17 protein-coding genes and 1 tRNA gene are annotated in these 14,786 nt (G+C 42.1%); 12 read left to right on the top strand and 6 right to left on the bottom strand.

Going from position 1 to position 14,786, the window contains the following annotated elements; genetic code table 11:
- Positions 1–13: 13 nt before the first annotated feature.
- Positions 14–889, top strand: coding sequence for an aldo/keto reductase (locus tag FD04_RS03865; RefSeq protein WP_056947150.1), 876 nt, complete (start codon positions 14–16; stop codon positions 887–889).
- Between the two features lie 8 nt (positions 890–897).
- Positions 898–1,755 (top strand): aldo/keto reductase, encoded by an 858-nt coding sequence (locus FD04_RS03860; RefSeq protein ID WP_156660400.1) that lies wholly within the window; start codon positions 898–900, stop codon positions 1,753–1,755.
- 297 nt (positions 1,756–2,052) lie between these two features.
- Here the strand turns inward: FD04_RS03860 and FD04_RS03855 are convergent.
- Positions 2,053–2,127: transfer RNA gene (locus FD04_RS03855), tRNA-His, on the bottom strand.
- 57 nt (positions 2,128–2,184) lie between these two features.
- Positions 2,185–2,454, bottom strand: a complete 270-nt coding sequence (locus tag FD04_RS03850) for a hypothetical protein (protein WP_054699213.1) — start codon at positions 2,452–2,454, stop codon at positions 2,185–2,187.
- Between the two features lie 279 nt (positions 2,455–2,733).
- Here FD04_RS03850 and FD04_RS12435 point away from each other — a divergent pair, with 279 nt between their 5' ends.
- On the top strand, positions 2,734–2,910 hold the full coding sequence (locus tag FD04_RS12435) for a hypothetical protein (RefSeq protein ID WP_156660395.1): 177 nt from the start codon (positions 2,734–2,736) through the stop codon (positions 2,908–2,910).
- Between the two features lie 330 nt (positions 2,911–3,240).
- Here FD04_RS12435 and FD04_RS03845 read toward each other — a convergent pair whose 3' ends face one another.
- A complete protein-coding gene (locus FD04_RS03845; protein WP_054699215.1) occupies positions 3,241–3,504 on the bottom strand; it encodes a hypothetical protein in 264 nt (87 codons plus the stop codon).
- 212 nt (positions 3,505–3,716) lie between these two features.
- Between FD04_RS03845 and FD04_RS03840 the strand changes: the two genes are divergently transcribed.
- The 3 genes from FD04_RS03840 (at position 3,717) to FD04_RS03830 (ending at position 5,812) form a co-directional block, all read left to right on the top strand.
- Entirely contained in the window at positions 3,717–3,923 is a 207-nt protein-coding gene (locus FD04_RS03840) for a DUF1659 domain-containing protein (RefSeq protein ID WP_054699217.1), read from the top strand.
- Between the two features lie 24 nt (positions 3,924–3,947).
- A complete protein-coding gene (locus tag FD04_RS03835) occupies positions 3,948–4,190 on the top strand; it encodes a DUF2922 domain-containing protein (RefSeq protein ID WP_054699219.1) in 243 nt (80 codons plus the stop codon).
- 1,118 nt (positions 4,191–5,308) lie between these two features.
- The gene (locus FD04_RS03830; RefSeq protein ID WP_056947147.1) at positions 5,309–5,812 is read left to right on the top strand and encodes a hypothetical protein; all 504 of its coding nucleotides are present in this window, start codon (positions 5,309–5,311) and stop codon (positions 5,810–5,812) included.
- Between the two features lie 51 nt (positions 5,813–5,863).
- Here the strand turns inward: FD04_RS03830 and FD04_RS03825 are convergent, their stop codons facing one another.
- On the bottom strand, positions 5,864–6,049 hold the full coding sequence (locus FD04_RS03825) for a hypothetical protein (RefSeq protein WP_056947144.1): 186 nt from the start codon (positions 6,047–6,049) through the stop codon (positions 5,864–5,866).
- Positions 6,050–6,142: 93 nt separating this feature from the next.
- Positions 6,143–7,042: a LysR family transcriptional regulator gene (locus FD04_RS03820; protein ID WP_054699227.1), complete on the bottom strand. Its 900-nt coding sequence runs from the start codon at positions 7,040–7,042 to the stop codon at positions 6,143–6,145.
- Between the two features lie 260 nt (positions 7,043–7,302).
- Here FD04_RS03820 and FD04_RS03815 point away from each other — a divergent pair, with 260 nt between their 5' ends.
- From FD04_RS03815 to FD04_RS03790, 6 genes are all read left to right on the top strand, one after another.
- On the top strand, positions 7,303–8,508 hold the full coding sequence (locus FD04_RS03815; RefSeq protein WP_054699229.1) for an aminotransferase-like domain-containing protein: 1,206 nt from the start codon (positions 7,303–7,305) through the stop codon (positions 8,506–8,508).
- Positions 8,509–9,029: 521 nt separating this feature from the next.
- Positions 9,030–10,406: a hypothetical protein gene (locus tag FD04_RS03810; protein WP_054699231.1), complete on the top strand. Its 1,377-nt coding sequence runs from the start codon at positions 9,030–9,032 to the stop codon at positions 10,404–10,406.
- A gap of 265 nt (positions 10,407–10,671) precedes the next feature.
- Positions 10,672–11,379 (top strand): hypothetical protein, encoded by a 708-nt coding sequence (locus tag FD04_RS03805; RefSeq protein WP_054699233.1) that lies wholly within the window; start codon positions 10,672–10,674, stop codon positions 11,377–11,379.
- A 309-nt stretch (positions 11,380–11,688) separates the two neighbouring features.
- The gene (locus tag FD04_RS03800) at positions 11,689–12,594 is read left to right on the top strand and encodes an Ig-like domain-containing protein (RefSeq protein ID WP_054699235.1); all 906 of its coding nucleotides are present in this window, start codon (positions 11,689–11,691) and stop codon (positions 12,592–12,594) included.
- A gap of 205 nt (positions 12,595–12,799) precedes the next feature.
- The gene (locus FD04_RS03795; RefSeq protein WP_054699237.1) at positions 12,800–13,276 is read left to right on the top strand and encodes a hypothetical protein; all 477 of its coding nucleotides are present in this window, start codon (positions 12,800–12,802) and stop codon (positions 13,274–13,276) included.
- 13 nt (positions 13,277–13,289) lie between these two features.
- Entirely contained in the window at positions 13,290–13,739 is a 450-nt protein-coding gene (locus tag FD04_RS03790; RefSeq protein ID WP_054699239.1) for a hypothetical protein, read from the top strand.
- A gap of 228 nt (positions 13,740–13,967) precedes the next feature.
- Here FD04_RS03790 and FD04_RS03785 read toward each other — a convergent pair whose 3' ends face one another.
- Positions 13,968–14,768 (bottom strand): DUF1828 domain-containing protein, encoded by an 801-nt coding sequence (locus tag FD04_RS03785; RefSeq protein WP_054699241.1) that lies wholly within the window; start codon positions 14,766–14,768, stop codon positions 13,968–13,970.
- Positions 14,769–14,786: the final 18 nt, after the last annotated feature.

Raw genomic sequence — 14,786 nt, 5'->3', positions numbered from 1 at the left:
GGCAATTAATTCTATGACACGTATACCAACGATTAAACTAAATAATGGGGTTGAAATGCCTCAGCTAGGTTTCGGTGTTTTTCAAATACCAGATTCAGCTGAATGTGAAGCAGCAGTTTCAGCTGCAATTCAAACCGGTTATCGACTTATTGATACAGCAACGGCTTATCGGAATGAAACGGCGGTCGGTCAAGCGATTCAAAAGAGTAGCGTGAGTCGAGAAGACCTTTTTATCACATCCAAATTGTGGGTCTCAGATTTCACCTACCAGCGTGCAAAGCGGGGAATCGATGCCTCACTGGAAAAGTTAGGCCTAGATTATCTCGACCTGTACCTATTGCACCAACCTTATGGCGATACAATGGGTGCGTGGCGTGCACTAGAAGAAGCACAAAAAGCCGGTAAAATTCGGGCAATTGGGGTTTCGAATTTCTACGCAGATCAACTTAAAAATTTAATGCTAACGATGACGACGATGCCAGCCGTGAATCAGATTGAGGTTAATCCTTGGTATCAGCAGCCCGAAGAAGTCGCCTATAACCAATCTGAGGGTGTGAGAGTAGAGGCCTGGGCACCATTCGCAGAGGGTCAACATGATATTTTTACTGCGCCAGCACTGGTTAACATTGCAGAAACACACCAAAAAACGACTGGACAAGTTGTTTTACGGTGGTTGCTCCAACGTGGCATTACGGTTATTCCCAAGTCGGTGCATCAGGAACGTATGCGGGAAAATATCGCGGTTTTTGATTTCAATCTAACACCTGCGGAAATGGCGGCTATTAGTGCACTGGACCGTCAAGAGAGTCAGTTTTTTGATCATCGCGATCCAATTACCATTGAACAGATTTTCGGGTCGAGTTTACGACAGCTTAAGGAGGAAAATTAATGAAAAATATGACACCAACTATTCAATTGAACGACGGCAACGAAATGCCAGCTATTGGCTTCGGAACATTCCAAATTCCAGCTGATGGGTCTACTTATAAGGCAGTTAGTGAAGCGCTGAAGGCGGGATATCGCCACATTGACACCGCTGTAGCCTACTTTAATGAAGCTGAAGTTGGTCAAGCTGTTCGAGATAGTGGTATTCCTCGAGATCAACTATGGATTACCAGCAAGCTTTGGCTACAGGATTATGGTATTGAACCGACAACAAGGGCAATCGACTTGTCACTGAAGAAACTGGGTTTGGTTTATCTTGATCTGTATTTGATTCATCAACCATATGGTGATGTTCCCGGTGCCTGGCAGTCGATGGTCACAGCCCAGCAGGCAGGCAAAATTCGTTCGATTGGCGTTTCAAATATGACACCGAAGATTTGGCAACATTACGTCACGCACTTCGATGTTAAACCAGCAGTAAACCAAGTGGAGTTTAATCCGCTATTTCAACAACACGAGTTACGTAAATTGATGGTTGATGATCAAGTCAAACTAGAAGCTTGGGCACCGCTCGGACAAGGCAATCAAGCACTACTAACAAACCCAATTGTGGTCGCATTAGCGAATAAATACCAAAAAGATGCTGGTCAAATTATTCTGCGCTTTGAAACACAACTCGGTGTTATTGTGCTGCCGAAATCCACACATTCAGCACGAATTAGCAGCAATCTCAATATTTTTGACTTTACGCTTAATGAAGATGAAATGGCCCAGTTAGCATCGTTAGATACTGGCAAAGGTCGGCATGATCCGGATGCGCCTGGGGTACAGGAAATGTTGGCGGCTTACGATGTACATGCGGATGATTAGTTGTTTCAAACCGGGAGCTAATCGCTGATTAGCCCACTCTGATCGAAACGTGCAAAAGCAGACAGCTCTCTGCCACGTAAACAAATAAAGCGTGTTACCGTCGAAACAACGATAACACGCTTTATTCATTTACGTTTTGAGAACTAACCGTCTGTTTTAGCACTCTGGCTGAAACGTGGTCAAATCAGCAGCTCCCGGCCGTGTAAACAAAAAAAGTACGATTCCAAGTCCAGGAATCGTACTTTTTCTGCTTACACTCTGGGAGCTAACTGCTGATTAGCCCACTCTTTTATATAGGGCGGTATGTGGGACTCGAACCCACGCGTGCCGGAACCACAATCCGGTGTGTTAACCAAACTTCACCAATACCGCCATCACAGCGATATTCATTATAGCATAGATTTAAGGGTTGCGAACGCACAAATTTGATTATTTTGTTGGAACATCGTCATTTGAATCACTCACACCGTCCTTGATCATCTTCAAGGCGCGCTGATATTCGTTCACTGATTCGGAGAATGGGTCCCAGAACTGTGGGATATCTTGGCCCACTTTACGGACCTCAACGCCCATTGCAGTTGGGACAAGGTCAACTTGATCGCCCGCTGTTAAATCAAGTTGTTTGAGGAGTTCAGCTGGAAGTTTAAGCATTAAATCACCATTATCATTACGTTCGATCTTACTGGTTTGGGCATCCATTACCTGCCAACCCCTTTCTGTTTTTTAATCGTAAACACATTATACGGCATAAGCGGTCTGCTTGGGAAGCTGAAAAGTGATTTGAAAGAAATTGATACGTCTTTGAAATACTGATGTGATAGTGAAAATGGCGTGAATAGATCAACCGCTAACAAAATTTAACCGTGTTCGCCTGTAATATTACAAAAAAAGTGTTACACTACACTCTGTTACCGGTAAGTGATCGAGTACGATATCGAGTTGTGTAACTTCCTTGAATTTGTAAAGGGGGCAATGGTCGTGGCGAAACGTTACGTTATCACCAAGCCAGAGGAGCACCTTGTACACCGGACGGATAGCCTTCAGATGGTTACCCAAATCACTAAGCGTCCCAAGTGGGTCGTGGAACAGTATATTAATAGTGACAAGCTGCTTGATGGCTGGAAGATAGTTGATCAGACAGAAGTGGCAAGTTAGGGAGAGTGGTTCATTGCTCGTCGAAGGGATTCGGCAAGTGGTGGGCCACTTTTTCGTTGGCTGATCGGGTTGAAAATGGTGCTTTTGTTGAGCTTTATCCGCAGATTCGGGGGTAGGCGAAGCGGGTTTAACTTAATTGAGCGCTAGTGAGTAGAATGGGTGCTAACGGATAGTTAAGTTTGAATGTGGGACACCACTCAGATATAGCCTAATCAGGCGACACAAATCAAAGACCTGCACACAAAGAGAACCCACCATAAAGCCAAATTCGGGCTTTATGGTGGGTTCTCTTTGTGCGCCAGTCTCTAAACGCTTGGTTCTGCACCTTTTTTACTTAAAGTCATCCAAGTCTAACACAATAAAACTTACTGATTGACCTGGTTTTACCTCTAACTCGTTTGGGGTGCTTGGTACTGGTAATTCATCTTTTAGTTTAATAAGTAGCTTGCCGGCAGCCGTTGCGGCCTTGTTGGCGGCATCTTCGTTGCTTGTGCCTAATACTTTTACGCCGGGCACGTCTGGCATTGTGATTTGAACGTGGTTTAAAATCGCTGTTGGATCAAAAATTGCTGGATATACAAGCCGTTGAGCCATTATATAAATAGCCTCCTGTTTCTCATTTGGTATTAACTTCTATATTCTACCGAAAACTTGGGGTTGGTGCAAATTGAGGCGGACTCTTTTGCATTTCAGTCTCTAACCGACTAAATTTCCACAATTTCACTTTACACTTTTCCTCACTCATTTGTTTGTATCAGTGTAAGGCGTTGGCCAACACTTACTAAACTAAACTTGGAGTGATACAGATGAACACAACGTGGAATAAGACCAACCTAGCTTTAATCATGGTGAATGACAGCGGCGAAAAAGTTCGCTTGACCTTTGGTAATGTGGTTCAAAAACCAGCGGATGAACAAATCAAGATGTTTGGAAAAGTGGTCGAATCGCTCACTAATCTGCACCTTGACTCAGCCACTGTTGCCACAACTGATACCAAGACGCCAGTCGCTTAATTTAACCCATAAGGAGAGATGACGATGATTCCAATTATTGATAGTTTAACCGCCACATTACAATTACGATTCAAAGATGACGAAGGCAAATTGCATACCTTTAGTTTTCCGAAGGCTGCACAGGATTTACCAAGTGATACTGTTGGTGAAGCCATGAAGACGATTGCTGAGCTTAACTTATTCACTCGTAACGGCACCCAGCTATACCGTAAACCAGTTAGTGGTGCTTACGTCAACATTAAGACCAACACCATCTACAGCGCCTAACCAATAACGCCCCTAATTCATTCTGTCTTCGCAAGTGAACGGTCAAGGGGGCGAGGGATATGGCAAAACACGTACAACCGATGCTTGTATTGTTAGCACTATACGCAGCATTGCAACTTAGGTGCCCAGAATTGGGTTTACTGGCCATCTACTTGTGGTCAGCACAGAAATAACCTTGCGCCAATTAGTGGCGCAAACAATGAAACGGCCTGAAAGTTCTCAATGATGGGAACGCAGGTCGTTTTACTATTTATTGTTATGGAAACAAAGTTGAAAATATCGAAAGAATTAGTAGACTTTTTTAGACTTGATTTTATATTGAAAGGTCAAATCAAAGTTGGTAGTAAATTACCATTTGAAGGAACAGCTTTCTTGATGGTCAATCCAAAATGAAAACTTTTAACTACATCACAAGTTAGTGAAATTTTTGAAAAAATTAAGGTTTATCCTCAAAAAAAGAGTAACATTAATAGCTTTAATTACGTTTTCGGGTTAGAATGGACTAAGTTATAACGATGCGTCGTTGTAATGCCAATTTTTATTGCGAGCTGGGATATTTTCCCCAAAATTAATATCCTAGTTGTAGTCCCCAAACATTTTAGGGCGGTGCGATTCGTCAAGCCGTTCTGTATTAAAACATTTTCATCAAGCCCAAGGGCGTCAAGATTGGAGAAAGACATGACAACCATTCAGACGGTCAAGATCGGCAATGTAAGTATCTCTGGTCTGCAGATGATTTCTGGACGTCAGTTTAGGAAAAGTTAGCGGGCGAAGCACATAGATGACTATGAGTCATGTTAAGTGACGGTGGTTCAACTCATTAAGGCAACTTGATTGGTTGGTGCCACAGAAGTGATACATACGTTTACCATGCACATGGGTTGCCGGTGCATCTGAAGACAACTGATCGGCATCATTACCGAATAGGTGGCACTTTTCTCGGTCATGACGAACCAGAGAAGACTCAGCACTTGCAGCTGAAGATTCCGAAGTTTCACCAACATAGCAGCGCCTTACCAGGGATGGTAAGGTGCTTTTTTGATGCCAACTTTAAAACTGAATCCCTCAACGCGACGTAGCTATGAATAGTTATCAAATCGTGTTTAGGGGGAATATATATGCTACCAACGACAGAAGCGATGCCGAATCAATTAACGTATGCCAGTCTGATTCGCTACGATGAACTTGAAAAAATGCCATACATGGCTTATATTCCAGCATTCGATGCTGAAGTTACCGGCGATTCACTGTTCGAAGTGATTGAACAGAGTCGAGAATACATTGGCCGCTGTCTCATTGAGCGTCTGATTAACTTGCGGGCGTTTCCGCGAGTAGACGAAACGTTGCCCAAGGGTCAGCCAGACGAAGTGGCCACGTTTATAGATATTGAACTTGATCGGTATCGTTACTTAATCGCTGATAAGCGGAGCAGTATGGAAACGAGTGAGGTGAGTGCTGATCATCTACTAGCGAAAGTGAAGGATGCGCAACCCGTTTTCTTAAACGAGAATGGCCATGGTAAGTTTGCGGTTGTGAGTCTCAATGACTTTAAACTGATTCACGAAGTTGCCATGGAGCGGTTAACCAACCACTTCACCAATCAAACCGATTTTTCGGCGTAAAAGAGACCCAATCATTGGCGGTAACAATCGTCAATGATTGGGTCAAATTTATTAACTCATGATTTTTTGAAGGACTCTCAATGCCACCTGAAGTGCAGCGATACCGAATGCAGCGAAGGCTAGTACCGCGAACGTGCCAGTTTCCCACTTCGTTGCCTTCTTAATGAAGAAGAAAAAGGTACATACGACGAACACAACACCGACGACAATCAAAAATTTAAAAATTGTCCAGTCCACGGGCAATCTCCCCCTTAATGCGATAATTATATGACTATTATACGAGTAAGTGGTCGAGATGCATGTTACGAATTGAGAACAAATGTTGAGTGATTACCCACGCACCAAAATTGCTTCAGGATACTGAGCACGCACAAAGTCCTTAATCGACGCAATCATGCGTTGCGTCGAAGGGGTCTTGGCCTGTACGGCAGAAGTTGCCAAGCCGATTGAACGGTAGAATGAGTGCTCAAAGGGATAGACGACCACGTTACCAGTGATTTTCTGAAGCGCCAGTTCTGGTAAGATACCCAGCCCCAAACCAGCTTCGACCATGGCAATAATTGATTGATCATCGATGGAGAAGTGAATTAAGTTAGGCTGAATGCCGTAGTAATCCAGTGCAGCCTTGGTATCGCGGTCGTAGTCACCGGGTTGCAAAATGAAATCTTGATCGACCATATCGTCCAGTGTGACTGATTTTTGGTTTTTCGGTACGAAGCCCTGTGGCGCCACGCAGTAAATTTCATCTTTAATCAGCGTATCGACCATGAGATTTTCGGCAACCGGTAAAACTACGAAACCCACATCCAACGTCCCCGTCTTAACTTCTTGAACAATTTCGTTGAAGCCAGTCTGGCTCACCGTGATGTCGATGTCAGGGTATTGTTTCTTAAACGTCTGGATGATGGGTGGTAGCCAGTTAATGCAAACCGATGAGAAAGCCCCGATTCGAATTGATCCGGCGTTTAACCCGTTAATATTGGCGGCTTCTTGTTCGAGTCGAGCTTGGCTGTTCAAAATTTCTTGAATGATGGGGAGAATCGTCCGACCATTCGGCGTTAACTCAGCGCCAGAGCGTGAACGCAGAAAGATGGGAAAGCCGAGTTCACTTTCGAGTTGCGTAATCGAGTGACTTACCGCACTGGGCGTGACATTGAGTTTAAGGGCGGCCTTTTGAAAGGTGCCTTCTTGGATGACGGTGCTAAAAACTTGGTAAGCAAAGGGAATAATGATGCAGGACCTCCTGGCCGATAATTAATATAGAAATAAAAGTTATATTTTGTCAGTAAAAACACCCGTGCAAGCCAGGCTTTACCTAGCTTTACAGGACGTTCAAGTGTGTCATTAAGATAACACCGCTTTTTTAAATCAGCCTTATAATACAATTTAGATCAAATGAATAATTTTCATCTAAACGTGAATAAGTTGATATATACTAAAACTAATAAGAAGTATACCATAGAGCAAAAGAAAAGTTGAGGTATAGCGATATGGATAATAAACTGTTTGCAACACGTGTTCAGCCAGAGGTCCCATCACGTCTCGCGGGTCTATTCCCAGTGATGGATTATGATGATGCCATTAAGTTCACCGCTGGTGCGCCAGCTGAACCGTTGTTTCCAACGGCGGCCATGAAACAAGCGTACCTCGACGCAATGGCACAGGAGGGTGACCACACGTTTCAGTACCACACCGTTGCTGGTCCGGTTGAGCTGAGAGAACGGTTAGCTGAACGGGCAATGTCGCGGATGCAGATTGAAAACGTGACAGCCGAAAACGTAATGCTCACGGCTGGTGGCCAACAGGGCATTGATTTGGTCGCTAAGGCGCTACTGAATAAGGGTGACGCCATGGTAGTGGAAGCCCCAACCTACGTCGGCGCACTTTCGGCGTTTGATATGTATGAACCAACTTACTTTGAAGTTGAGCTACAGTCAGATGGCCTGAACGTTGATCAATTGGAAGACACGCTTAAGGCCCATCCTGAAATTAAATTGCTATACACCGTTGCCGACTTCCATAATCCAGGTGGCGTGACGATGTCGCTGGCTAAACGTCAACGACTAGTGGAGCTGGCGAACCAGTATAACTTCATTATATTGGAAGATACACCATACCGGGACTTACGCTATACTGGCGAGTCATTGCCAAGCATCAAACACTTTGACACCGAGGGACGCGTTATCTTCCTATCAAGTTTTTCAAAGGTGTTGATGCCCACGCTGCGAACGGGGTGGTTGGTTGCTTCAACTGAAATCATCGACCAACTTTACAAGTTAAAGGAAGCTGCAGATCTTGAAGTACCGAACCTCACTGCTTCGGCTATCAATCAATTTCTAGCTAACAATAGCTTAGACGAACACATTGCTAAACTGAATCAAGAATATCGAATTCGACAGCAAGCGATGATTGAGGCGATTGAACGGGAATTACCGGACAGTGCAACGGCCACCAAGCCAGAGGGTGGCTTCTTCACCTGGGTGACCGTGGATGAGGCGATTAACACCACTGACTTACTCTATAATGAAGCAACCCCTAACCAGCACATCGCGTACGTACCATCAAAGAACTTTTACGCCTACAAGGATCACACTAACGGCATGCGACTGAACTTCACGGGCCTAACACCGGAGCAGATTGCCGATGGCATGCACCGGTTGGGCCAGTTGCTGAAAAATGCGGCAGAATTGGTTTAAATTAATCGAGATTGAGATACCAGCGGTCAGTTTGATGCGCTGGTATTTTTGTGGCGTAATGGTATAGAACCGGAAAACAAGGTAAACGTTCCCTTAAGATTCAAAAAAATTTTGGGGAAATCAAAATAAATCTTAATCAGTTTTATTAACAATGATGAGCCAAATTTGAACCACGAAAGTAGTAAATTAGAGATTGAAAACTTCAATTTTAAACGGTGCTTTTATTACAAAATCTGACATATATGAGACGTTGTAACCCGTTCATTACCACGTTATAACGGGCTTAGCCCATTATTTCAATATATTTCAAACTTGTGAAATTATTGCAAGTCAACAACAATTAGAGCGGTTTCCTTGAATACTAAAAAATCCTACGTTATACTGCTTTACAGAGTTAGGAGCTCGATACACAGTATTTGGTAAGAGGGTTTTGTAATTAAATTACTTAACATTTGAATCGATATTGTGTATACTGTTTATGCTTGATGAGTTACATAAATATATGTTTGGAGGAATTACACATGCAAGCAAGTTTAAAGAAATCTCTTTATCTTGGTTTAGCTGCCGTATCATTCGTTGCCGCTGCCGGCGCAGCCTCAACTACTGCTTCAGCTAAGACCTACGCCAAGGTTACATCAAACGCAACCTTGACCACTACCGCATCAACTCGTAACGTTACTCTTAATGGTTCAAACGCTTTATACACTAAAGCCGGTACTTTAAAGGGTGCTAAGGTTGTTGCTTCAACTACTACTGCTGCTAAGTTAGCTAAGTCAACCAACGGTACTGCTAACTTCCGTGCATACCGTGTTGCTACTACTAACCGCGGTTCAGTTTACTACAAGGTTGTTTCATTCGACGGTTCATACCGTGGATGGATCTACGGTGGTAAGGACAAGACTGCCTTTGCTGGTGGTATTGCTTCATACGACACTACCAAGGATGCTACTGCACCTAAGACTGACGCTACTTTCCAATTAAAGGCAGGTTCAACTTCTACTACTAAGAACGACCTTCTTTACAAGGAACCAGCATACGCTCAATACAAGATTGGCCGTGCTAAGACCGCTGCTAACAAAGTTATCACTTCTACTGATGCTTACAAGAACGTAACTTTCACTGTTAGTGCTGCAAAGACTACTTCACGTGAAGGCGAAACTTGGTACCAAATCAAGTCATCAAACACTGATATCAACGGCGCTTGGGTAAAGGCTTCTAACTTAACTCAAACTAACGCTGAACCAGAAGCTACTACTGCTAACAGTGTAACTGTTGCTTACCGTGATGCAAACAAGAACATCGTTTCTACTGCATCAGCTAAGTTTATCGCTGCAAAAGGTACTTCTACTAAAGAAGGCCAAACTGTAGCCTCAACTGACAAGAACACTGCAGGTCAAACTTTGGCTCAATTTGCTGCTGCTAACGCTCCAGAAGGTTACACTGTAACTGCTGATTCAACATACCTTTCAGGTGCTGTTTACGGTGGTACTGGCTACGCAACTGTAGCTAAGACTGCTACTTCAAAGGTTTCTCTTGTACAAGTTGACTCAAACAACTTCAAAGAAACTTTAAACGCTTCTGATTTGAAGAATGCTCCTGCATTGACTGCCACTCAACAAAAGGCATTCACTGGCGTTGCTACTAAGACCTTTGATGGTTACGCAGCTTTGAAGGATGCATTTGGTACTACTAAGTACTACGCAACTGCAACTTCAACTGATGCAGCTGGTAAGACTGTTTACACTTACTACACCTACAACGATAAAGCAACTCAAACTCTCAACGCTTCTGCTAAGTACGGCGATGCTATCCAATTAGTATTCACTAAGACTACTACTACAGATGCACCTGCTACTACTCCAGCACAAGAATCAGCAAACACTGACTACTTAGGTTAATATTAATTAACTAAGTTCAGTTCTGATAAAGTAATTTTCAACTAAGTAATTCGTCCAATTTGGTCAGTTAATTAGTTATCGTGAATTACTAGTGCTTTACTTTTAGTAGAGCTGAAGCCCATCCTTTTGGATGGGCTTTTTGTATTTTTATTAATTTTATCAAAATTGATTTTTGAATTAAATTAGTTGAACTGTCAAAGGCCCTGTACACGCTTCCAATCAAATGATAAAATTAACCTAATCTATAAATAAAGGGGATTATTTTATGATTAAAGGATTAAAGTTTACCGCATATGCAATTGTGGCTGCGGGTATCGTGGGGGTATCTTCAACAACAACTGCATCTGCAAGTAAGTATGTGCCAGATCATTCAGTACCAACGTTGAAGAGTTTGCAGAGTTATAAGTACACAACGTATCATCGAATCTCATCTAAGAAGAATAAAGGGATTCGGGTTTATACAAGCGAGTATTTGACCACTTATGACGTTTCCAGGAAGTCCAACGTGTTTACTTCAGATAAAGCTGCCATTGTTAAAGCCAAGAACGGTAAGCTAGTGAAGTATCGGTACGTGATCAACTCACACGGGACTGTTTCAGGTTATGTCTATTCAGGATATTTCACGAAGAAGTCTTCACCTAAAGTTAAGACTGTTAAGGTCAGCGGTGGCTACGTGATTCCTAAAGAATTGAGGAAGAGCGTTTCAAACACTAACGTTCATGGATTAAAGCATGTTAACGATTGGCGGTTGGCTCACATTAAGTTGGGCAAGCAAATGACCCTACATCCATCGTACTATACTAAGGATGGCTCGTTCTACGCTAGTGAGTATTTAAGTGATTACTTCGCACTGTACAAAACTACCCTGAAGTCTGGTAAGGAAATTACTGATCAAAAAGGTGTCGATAGTATTGTTTCGGATTTAAAGGCTGCTTACAACTACAAGTCGTTTAATAAGTTTTATAGTAAATGATTACAGTCAAAGTGACAGAAACACTTCTCGATATTGAGAGGTGTTTTTTATTGTCCAGTAAATTGAGTAAGGGGCACTTAGTTACGTAACACTAATCAATACTGTTTAAAAGAAGGATAACTGATGAAGTTACTGTCGCCCAATGAGGTGACTGGGTGGTGACAGTGAAAGTGTTAAAGCACAAATAGTTAATCATTTCGCCAGTTAATGGTTGTGTAAGTTAATTATTCTTGCTATCCTTTTAGATGGTTTATACATATTTTGTATATTCTGAAAGCTATTATTATATATTGAGAGGGGTTCATTTTAATGAACAGTCGTTACGTCGTTTTACTCGCAACTTCCATTTTTGCGATCTCCAGTACCTCTACACAAGTTAGCGCTGCTACGAAAACTAAGCAGCAACTCAATTTAAAGGTCGCCGCAGTTCATAGAGGTGATCGGTATATCACAGGTACAGCAACTGCCGGCGCTAAGGTCAAAGTGACGCGTTATGCGAAGACTTTTGGCACTGGTAAAGTTGCTAAGTCAGGCAAGTTCAAATTCGAGTTGAAGCAGCCAGTTAAGGCAAACTGGCATTATCGACTCACTGTGACGAAGAAGGGGTATAAGGCTAAGGTTATCCACTTCGGTGTGGTTAAAAAGGTAACACCTGCTGCTAACCAGAACAGTGACGTGGCGAAATTACTTGCGCGCATTGAGCAGTTAGAAGCGCGATTGAATCAGACACAGCCTAATAGTGATAGTGCTGAAGTTACTGTCTTGAAGAATCAGATTGCTAATCTGCAGGCACAGATTGATAGCATGGAACCACGGTTGTTGGATGTTTATGAAGAGAAGCCGGAGTGGAAGCCGTACTTAGAACAGATTGAGAAATTACGTGAGGAAAATAGTGTAAAGTATGATCTTTTTGCACTTGTGCGTGAAACTGTTGAAACGACACAATCTAACGTAGATTATTATAAGGACCGTTTAAATGAGAAAAAGATTGAGTTGCAAAAGGACCAAGAAAATCAATCGTTGCAGTTAGAAGTGTACGAGGTAGAAAAACGCTATGTGGAATCACTTGACCATCTTGAAAAAGTTAAAGCCGCACATGAAAAGGTTGGTAACCATGTTTTAGATTTGAAGCAGGAAATGGATGGGATTGATTTAAAGATTCATAAACTCTATGATCAGCTTAAGCTGTTAGGATATGACTACGGTGAGGATTAATTAATGTCATGGATTTGAAGAAGGTAATTGATGGCCCTTCAAACACAAATTAGTAAAGTATATGTTCAACTTAGGAAATTGCCGAATACCAGTATTTTTTAAACACAGAAAAGTGCGACGTCTTAATTTAGACGTCGCTTTTTCTGTCACAATTAATGCTATAATAAGTTGTCTCAACATCAAATAAATCTGTAGGGGGATTTCGATGTTTCAACTAGGGAAGAAAAGTAATGCAGTACTGTTGTTGCTTGCCTGTGGCTTTAGCCTTGGGCTGATGGCTGACCAGACGAATATTCGTGCTTCGGCCAAAGATTACCATACCTCGCCACGTAGTATGCGCGGCACATGGTACAACTATCATTCAGATATGGGTTACACCAAGATTAAGTTGACGGCCCACACGATGAATTATCGGAATAATAGTGCCGAGTATCATGCACACGAATATATTCCGAAATCAAAGTTTGTGGCAACGCTTGATAACAAGAAGACCCATCTATGGGTATTTCATAATAAAGATATCAGTGCTGCCTTTAGTACCTATCGCTATGGCAAGATGAAAATCAATGGTAAGTACCATCCGATTCTCGTTGAAGACGGTTTTTATGTGTTTACACATTTCAAGACCAAGCATCAGTATAAGGTGCCAAAGCACTTACGTTCGATTCAATCAGGCAGGTAAAGGGGAATAGATGATGAAGCATATTAAGCGATTTTTTATGGGAACACTGGTGATGATTGTCGCAGTGACTGGATTAACAGTCACAACTCAGCAGGCTTCAGCCAAATCAAGATATCTTAAAGCTGTTCCAACAGCTTTAAGAGGATCGTGGGTGAGTGCCAAGGCACAGGACCATTACACGAACAAGTTTGTGTTAACTAAATATACGTTGACGCAGTATTGCTATCGATATGGGAAAAATCTGGGTGGTGCTTGGAAAATTTCCATGAAGTCGAAGAATCGTAATAATCGTTTGGGAGTGTTGAGTAAATCGAAGCAGGGCTACTATCGGTTTGGACAAGCCCACGGTGAAATGCCGTTGACGCTCAAACGAACTAAGTATCATGGCAAGGCGGCGTTAGTGACATACAACATCAACCCCGTAACGCATAAAATTAAACACACTTATTTATTGAAGAAGTAAGTAGCGGCGGTCTGCGTATTATGTAGGCCGGTTTTTGATATTTTTAAATGATGTGTTAAAAAATGCAGAAAAAATCGACGACTAGCCATGACTAACGTCACGCTTAATCCTCGATTCTAAGTGCCCTCCGAAAAGAATCACTGCTATTGTTCAATAATTTCAACATACCTTTTACTAAAAAACGAAACGATATCAACGTTACTTGATGATATCGTTCCTTCTAATTACTTAACGAATTGCTAACTTGTCATTCACCTGTTCTTTGTCATCAAAAGGCACGACGTCAATATTGTGTTTTGAAAGGCTACTTACAAATCTTTCTTCTTTATCGCTAACATTTGGAACGATGATACTGAGTGGTACTTTCTCTTGGTCGTTAGCCTTCCGATATTGAATGGTGTCTGCCCAAATGCCAATAAGTTGCTCAACCAATGATCTTGAAAGGGCGTTATAGACGTTGACAAATTTTCTATCAGTAACGGTGAGGTTGAAAATGTAATCGATATTGTACTTTAGTTGACTTTGTCCACGCATGGACATACCCCTTAAGGTGCTGTACGTATCTTTCTGAGTTTCGAAGTATGATCTGACATCTTCTAGAAAAACACTTTTGGTATTGTTTCTGCTTAGATAGATTAGGTCAGATACTTGAATTAGTGTCTGAGTTAAATCATTAATCATTTGTGGAATATCAGATTTTGAACCGGTTGTTTGAATGACGTCAGATTTGGATAGAGAAGTGTTGGTTTTGTCTAAAATCGACATCAGATTTCGATAGCGTTGTGAACGTTTGTCTGACAAATCTAAGCCGTTAACTTTTAAATTCCACAAAGTATATCCTTGATCAGAAACTGTATATTGTTTATCCGTTAGAGAAATCATGAGTGAGATTTCATCTCCAAATGGATCAGTAAATGGCGTGTTTACACGGATCCTATTGTCACTTGCAATTCTAAATTCATGACTTTCTTTAATAAACCGTAGCCAGTCCTGTGCGATGCTATCAATTTGATCGACAAGGTTATCCATTATGCAAACACTCCTTTC

It is taken from the genome of Secundilactobacillus odoratitofui DSM 19909 = JCM 15043, assembly GCF_001434895.1.
Taxonomy (GTDB): Bacteria; Bacillota; Bacilli; order Lactobacillales; family Lactobacillaceae; genus Secundilactobacillus; species Secundilactobacillus odoratitofui.
The sequence above is the reverse complement of the archived record's forward strand: the minus strand, read 5'-3'. Positions and strand labels throughout refer to the sequence as shown.

Excerpts from the sequence above, each read along its gene's own strand:
- FD04_RS03865 (WP_056947150.1), top strand. The coding sequence starts at position 14 with ATGACACGTATACCAACGATTAAACTAAATAATGGGGTTGAAATGCCT.
- FD04_RS03860 (WP_156660400.1), top strand. The coding sequence starts at position 898 with ATGACACCAACTATTCAATTGAACGACGGCAACGAAATGCCAGCTATT.
- FD04_RS03850 (WP_054699213.1), bottom strand. The coding sequence starts at position 2,454 with ATGGATGCCCAAACCAGTAAGATCGAACGTAATGATAATGGTGATTTA.
- FD04_RS03845 (WP_054699215.1), bottom strand. The coding sequence starts at position 3,504 with ATGGCTCAACGGCTTGTATATCCAGCAATTTTTGATCCAACAGCGATT.
- FD04_RS03840 (WP_054699217.1), top strand. The coding sequence starts at position 3,717 with ATGAACACAACGTGGAATAAGACCAACCTAGCTTTAATCATGGTGAAT.
- FD04_RS03835 (WP_054699219.1), top strand. The coding sequence starts at position 3,948 with ATGATTCCAATTATTGATAGTTTAACCGCCACATTACAATTACGATTC.
- FD04_RS03830 (WP_056947147.1), top strand. The coding sequence starts at position 5,309 with ATGCTACCAACGACAGAAGCGATGCCGAATCAATTAACGTATGCCAGT.
- FD04_RS03815 (WP_054699229.1), top strand. The coding sequence starts at position 7,303 with ATGGATAATAAACTGTTTGCAACACGTGTTCAGCCAGAGGTCCCATCA.
- FD04_RS03810 (WP_054699231.1), top strand. The coding sequence starts at position 9,030 with ATGCAAGCAAGTTTAAAGAAATCTCTTTATCTTGGTTTAGCTGCCGTA.
- FD04_RS03805 (WP_054699233.1), top strand. The coding sequence starts at position 10,672 with ATGATTAAAGGATTAAAGTTTACCGCATATGCAATTGTGGCTGCGGGT.
- FD04_RS03800 (WP_054699235.1), top strand. The coding sequence starts at position 11,689 with ATGAACAGTCGTTACGTCGTTTTACTCGCAACTTCCATTTTTGCGATC.
- FD04_RS03795 (WP_054699237.1), top strand. The coding sequence starts at position 12,800 with ATGTTTCAACTAGGGAAGAAAAGTAATGCAGTACTGTTGTTGCTTGCC.
- FD04_RS03790 (WP_054699239.1), top strand. The coding sequence starts at position 13,290 with ATGAAGCATATTAAGCGATTTTTTATGGGAACACTGGTGATGATTGTC.
- FD04_RS03785 (WP_054699241.1), bottom strand. The coding sequence starts at position 14,768 with ATGGATAACCTTGTCGATCAAATTGATAGCATCGCACAGGACTGGCTA.